This window comes from uncultured Planktosalinus sp., assembly GCF_963973675.1.
GTDB lineage: Bacteria > Bacteroidota > Bacteroidia > Flavobacteriales > Flavobacteriaceae > Planktosalinus.
The window spans coordinates 1-5030 of record NZ_CAXBAN010000190.1; the positions used below are offsets into that span (position 1 = coordinate 1).

8 protein-coding genes are annotated in these 5030 nt (G+C 33.3%); 5 read left to right on the plus strand and 3 right to left on the minus strand.

The window, feature by feature from the left end:
- Window positions 1-377 (plus strand): class I SAM-dependent methyltransferase (locus tag AACY61_RS08465; protein WP_339611141.1); only part of this gene is annotated, 377 nt, incomplete at its 5' end.
- Window positions 378-379: 2 nt separating this feature from the next.
- Here AACY61_RS08465 and AACY61_RS08470 read toward each other — a convergent pair.
- From AACY61_RS08470 to AACY61_RS08480, 3 genes are read right to left on the minus strand one after another with little or no spacing between them, the layout of a single operon-like run.
- On the minus strand, window positions 380-937 hold the full coding sequence (locus AACY61_RS08470; protein WP_339611142.1) for a phosphatase PAP2 family protein: 558 nt from the start codon (window positions 935-937) through the stop codon (window positions 380-382).
- Window positions 937-1224, minus strand: a complete 288-nt coding sequence (locus AACY61_RS08475; RefSeq protein ID WP_339611143.1) for a twin-arginine translocase TatA/TatE family subunit — start codon at window positions 1222-1224, stop codon at window positions 937-939. The genes AACY61_RS08470 and AACY61_RS08475 overlap by 1 nt, the downstream gene beginning before the upstream one ends.
- Before the next feature lie 39 nt (window positions 1225-1263).
- The gene (locus AACY61_RS08480) at window positions 1264-2082 is read right to left on the minus strand and encodes a carboxypeptidase-like regulatory domain-containing protein (RefSeq protein WP_339611144.1); all 819 of its coding nucleotides are present in this window, start codon (window positions 2080-2082) and stop codon (window positions 1264-1266) included.
- A gap of 155 nt (window positions 2083-2237) precedes the next feature.
- Here AACY61_RS08480 and pepE point away from each other — a divergent pair, with 155 nt between their 5' ends.
- The 4 genes from pepE to AACY61_RS08500 form a co-directional block, all read left to right on the plus strand.
- Complete coding sequence (gene pepE / locus AACY61_RS08485) at window positions 2238-2948, plus strand: dipeptidase PepE (RefSeq protein WP_339611145.1); 711 nt, start codon at window positions 2238-2240, stop codon at window positions 2946-2948.
- On the plus strand, window positions 2945-3859 hold the full coding sequence (locus AACY61_RS08490; RefSeq protein ID WP_339611146.1) for a glutaminase: 915 nt from the start codon (window positions 2945-2947) through the stop codon (window positions 3857-3859). The genes pepE and AACY61_RS08490 overlap by 4 nt, the downstream gene beginning before the upstream one ends.
- A 21-nt stretch (window positions 3860-3880) precedes the next feature.
- Window positions 3881-4171: a GNAT family N-acetyltransferase gene (locus tag AACY61_RS08495; protein ID WP_339611147.1), complete on the plus strand. Its 291-nt coding sequence runs from the start codon at window positions 3881-3883 to the stop codon at window positions 4169-4171.
- The coding region (locus AACY61_RS08500) for a GNAT family N-acetyltransferase (RefSeq protein ID WP_339611148.1) at window positions 4168-5030 on the plus strand (863 nt) is incomplete at its 3' end. The genes AACY61_RS08495 and AACY61_RS08500, both read left to right, overlap by 4 nt.

Here is a 5030-nt window from a genome sequence, read left to right on the forward strand (position 1 = left end):
ACCATAATGAAGAATTGTTTTCGCTACAGCGAACTTATTTTGATAAATCAGGATTTGGGAAGCAAATTATTCAACACACAGGTGAAGCTTTGGAAATTATTTCAACACTAAATCAAACATTTGACTTAGTATTTATAGACGCTGATAAAGAAAATTATTCAAAGTATTTTGAACTCATTTTGCCAAAAATGAGAAGTGGAAGTGTCATACTTTCAGATAATGTATTGTGGAGTGGAAAAGTATTGAAAAAAATAAAAAAGGATGATGTAGATACAGCTGCTTTAGTGAAATATAACAAACTTCTTAGTAATCATCCAAAGGTTGAAAGTGTATTGCTTCCTATTAGAGATGGTTTAACTATTACGAGAGTTAAATAATATCAACCCATCTTACCGATTTTCACTTTACACGCTTTATAAAATAATAGTGCCAGTATTATTCCCATAAATGAACCAAAAATCAAATCACTTGGAAAATGAACTCCAACGTAAACTCTGCTTAAAGTAAAAAGCAGTGGGAACAGAAAAATCAAACCTATGAAACGTATGTGTTTTCTTAAGATAAGGAATGCAAAAGTGGCTATCAAAAATGAACTTGATGCGTGACCGGAATAAAAGCTATAGCTGTCTGGTTGATGAAGTACTCTTATCAAATCGGCAAGTTCAGGAATATTATTGGGACGTAAACGGGCAATAGTAAATTTTGTTGTAATCATCAATAGCAAACTCACTCCTACTGCAAGTAAAAAATAGCCTATAATAATTTGGGCATTAACTTTTTTATAAAATTTAAAAATTAAGTAAACTAACAAGATGAAAAGAGGTGTCCAGAAGAGTGTGTTTGTAACCAACATCCAAAAACCATCCATAGCTTCCAGACCAGAGTTGTTAAGAAAGATAAAAAGGCTTCTATCCCACTCTTTCAGGGTTTCAAACATTAAAATTGACGTTTAATGGGTCCTGTGATTTCATCAACTTCTTCTTTAACCTTGTCGATTTCACTTTTTACATCTTTGCTAATGTCTACATCAACACCTTGCTCCTTAGCACCTTTACTTATTTCGTTTTTTAGGTCGTTTGTAGCGTTCTTAATTTGTCGCATACCTTTTCCCAGCCCTCGGGCAATTTCAGGAACTTTATCAGAACCAAATACCATCAGGATTATAAAAAGTATAAATCCTATTTCGGCTCCACTGATAAATAAAAAATGTGCATTGAATATCATGTTGCAAATATAGAGAAGTTTCTGCTCCCTTTAAAGAATTTATTCAGTTTGAGATAAATAGATTATTCGCTGTTTATCTAAAAAATCCATCAACTTCAATTCGTTGTTTTCCCTGAGTAATTCAATTGTCATCCCATTTTCATTTATGAAATAAAGAAAATTGTCAATTTCAGATGTTTTAATATTAAGAATTTCTGTAAAGTAACTCTCAGGAAATCTTTGTTTGAGCGCAATCAATGTGCCATCTTGAAATTTCATTTTTTCAAGTGAGGACATACTTTTTTTTCTATTAGATTTATCTCCGGAGTTGAAGATTAAATCAGCTAATAATGCAAAAGGATATAAGATATTTAGACCCGCTGGCTGCACTTCTTGTAAAGCTGAGTTTTTAACAGCGCTGCTTTGATCATCGCTAAATTCATAACCAAACTCCATAGTTTCCCATGAGAGGTTTAAATCAAGTGCCAAATCGGTAGTTTTGATGCGGCTCACATCCACATTTATGTTACCGGTTAGGTCATGAGGTCTCACAATTACCTCATCAAGATGCAATACGGCAGGGTTTACATAAATTTTCATCTGTAGAGTCTCCAAAATACCTTCATCGACAATTACTGTAAACTTTTGAAATTGAAGGGCAGAAAAAAGAACTCTGTCATTCAAACCAACTTCAATTTGAAAAGAGCCTTCAGCATCAGTAATTGTTCCCTTTTGTGAAGATTTGTTGTATATTGAAATTCCTTCCAAATCCTCACCTACTGGCGCAGATATTTTACCCTGAACCAAAACCCTTTCAATCTCTTGTGTAAAAGTTAATGTCGGAATTATTAAAAGAAAAGCAATTACTAATTTTTTCATATATAAATTTACTTCTAAAAAACTTACTTTAATTTTAAACAAGTGTTAAATCTGAGTCAATCAATATAGTGTAGTTTTAATGTTTTAATTTAGTAAAAAATTGAACTCTTTTAATATTTTCAATAAAGAGAAATCAAACAATAAATTTTTAAAGAATGAAAAATTGCATAATTGCCAGTACATCTACAATTTATGGTGGAAACTACCTTGATTATTTATTACCTCACTTATCAGAATTATACAATCAAACAAGTGAAATTGTGTTTATCCCTTATGCACAACCCGGCGGAATGAGTTGTGATGCCTATACCCAAAAAGCACAGGAAGCATTTAATCATATTGGGAAAAAAATTGTTGGTCTGCATTCATTTTCAAGCCCTACTGAAGCTATTAAAAGAGCTAAAGGCTTATTTACAGGAGGAGGAAACACCTTTAGACTTGTAAATGAACTTTACAAAAACGATCTGATGCACACTTTAAGGGAAGCGATATTAAATGGCACCCCCTACTTAGGAACGAGTGCAGGGAGTAACATATGCGGATTGACAATGCAAACTACAAACGACATGCCTATTGTTTACCCCCCAAGCTTTAAAACACTTGGTGTACTGCCGTTTAACTTAAACCCCCACTATCTTGATCCAATTCCAAATTCAAAACATATGGGAGAAACACGTGAAACCCGAATCAAAGAATTTCACAGCATCAATAATTTACCGGTAATTGGACTTAGAGAAGGTAGCTGGATTGAAGCTAAAGAGAACATTTTAACCCTTAAGGGAGATTTTAATGCCAAGGTATTTTTTCAAAATAAAGAACCTTTTGAAATAGAACCTATCACACGACTGGAAACTATCATTGAATGAATTATTCAAAAATATTAAATCAAATAGAACTGGAACTTAAGGAATTTCCAAACAATGGAAAAGTGGCTTCTTATATTCCGGAATTATCAAAAGTAGACCCTGAAAAATTTGGAATTCATTTGTATTGTATCAGTGGTTCAAATCACTCATTTGGAAATTCAACTGAACGATTTTCAATTCAAAGTATTTCAAAAGTTTTCGGCCTGACATTGGCCATGCAGCTTTTGGGAGATTCATTGTGGAAGCGAATGGACGTTGAACCCTCAGGAAATGCCTATAATTCTCTGTTTCAATTGGAAAGAGAAAATGGAATTCCTAGAAATCCATTTATTAACTCCGGCGCTTTGGTGATTTCAGACATATTGATTTCTGAATATGAAAATCCAAAAGATGAAATTTTAAAATTTGTGAGAAGAATTTCTGGTAAACCAACTATTGATTTTGACGAAAAAGTTGCTCAAAGTGAAAAACAACATGGTCACCGTAACACAGCTCTGGCAAACCTGATGAAATCTTTTGGTAATATCAAAAATGAAATCAATCAGGTATTGGATGTTTATTTTTATCAATGTTCATTGGCAATGAGTTGCGAAGAGCTTGCAAAGGCCTTTATGCTTTATGCCAATGAAGGAACTCTGTTAGAAAGTAACGAACAATTACTACAACCCATAAAAGTTCAGCGAATCAATGCCTTGATGCAAACTTGTGGTTTTTATGATGAAGCAGGTGAATTTGCCTTCAGAGTGGGACTCCCCGGAAAAAGTGGTGTGGGAGGAGGCATAGTAGCAGTACACCCTGAAAAATACAGCGCGGCTGTTTGGAGTCCAAAACTAAATCAAAAAGGCAATTCATTATTAGGCATGGAAGCTTTAGAAAGACTTACAACAAAAACCGGTCTTTCAATTTTTTGATTAACTTTATGGAGAAATATCATGGAACAAAAAATCAATCACAGGGAAAATAATACAAATGGTCTTTTTTTTATTGAAAAAGAGCATAAAATTATTGCAGAAATGCAATATAACTATACTGATAAAAACGAAATTACCGTCAATCACACCGAAGTTAAACCTGAACTAAAAGGAAAAGGTGTTGGAACAAAACTATTGGATGCATTGGCTGACTATGCCAGAAAAAACAACCTAAAAGTAATCCCCTTATGTCCTTTTGTGGAAGTTCAGTTTAGCAGATATCAAAAATACAATGATATCAAAAAACAGTGAGAGTCATTTTAGAAACAGAAAGAACTTTTTTGAGGGAATTTTCACAGGAAGATGCAGGTGATTTTTATGAAATGAATAACGACCCTGAAGTTATAAAATATACTGGAGATCCACCATTTTCAAACATACATGCCGCTTCAGAATTTATTAAAAGCTATAACACTTACTCAGTATTTGGTTATGGAAGATGGGCCGTTTGTGATAAATTCACAAATGAATTTTTAGGCTTTTGCGGATTAAAATTTCACCCAAAGGAAAACCTGGTTGAAATAGGATACAGATTAAAACGAAAATATTGGGGAAAAGGATATGCAACTGAAAGCACAATTGCAGTAATCAAATATGGTTTTAAAAAGTTTAATTTTAACGCCATATACGGATTTGTAGAAAATTTAAACACAGCCTCATACAATGTTCTTATAAAATGCGGATTAGAATTATTGTTTAAAACAAAACATGATGGAAAATCTGTGCGTTTTTACAGAGTATTACATCCAGATATAAAAATAAAAGCAATCAACGCTGAAGAAACCATCTCGGTAAGACATGCAGTTTTAAGACCGGGAAAATCAATTTCAAGTTGTAATTTTGAAGGAGATCAACTAGAGTCAACAGTTCATTTTGGACTCTTTGCAAAAAACAAATTGGCTGCCATAGCATCATTTTATGAAAAGAAAAACCCACTCTTTAATGGCTCTCAAATTCAATTAAGAGGCATGGCTGTTCTAGAGAACTACAAAGCAAAAGGATTTGGAAGGCTACTTCTTGAAACCGGAGAACAATTAGCAACTCAAAAAAAATCAACTATTTTGTGGTTCAATGCACGTATAGCCGCAATACCTTTTTACGAAAAATACGG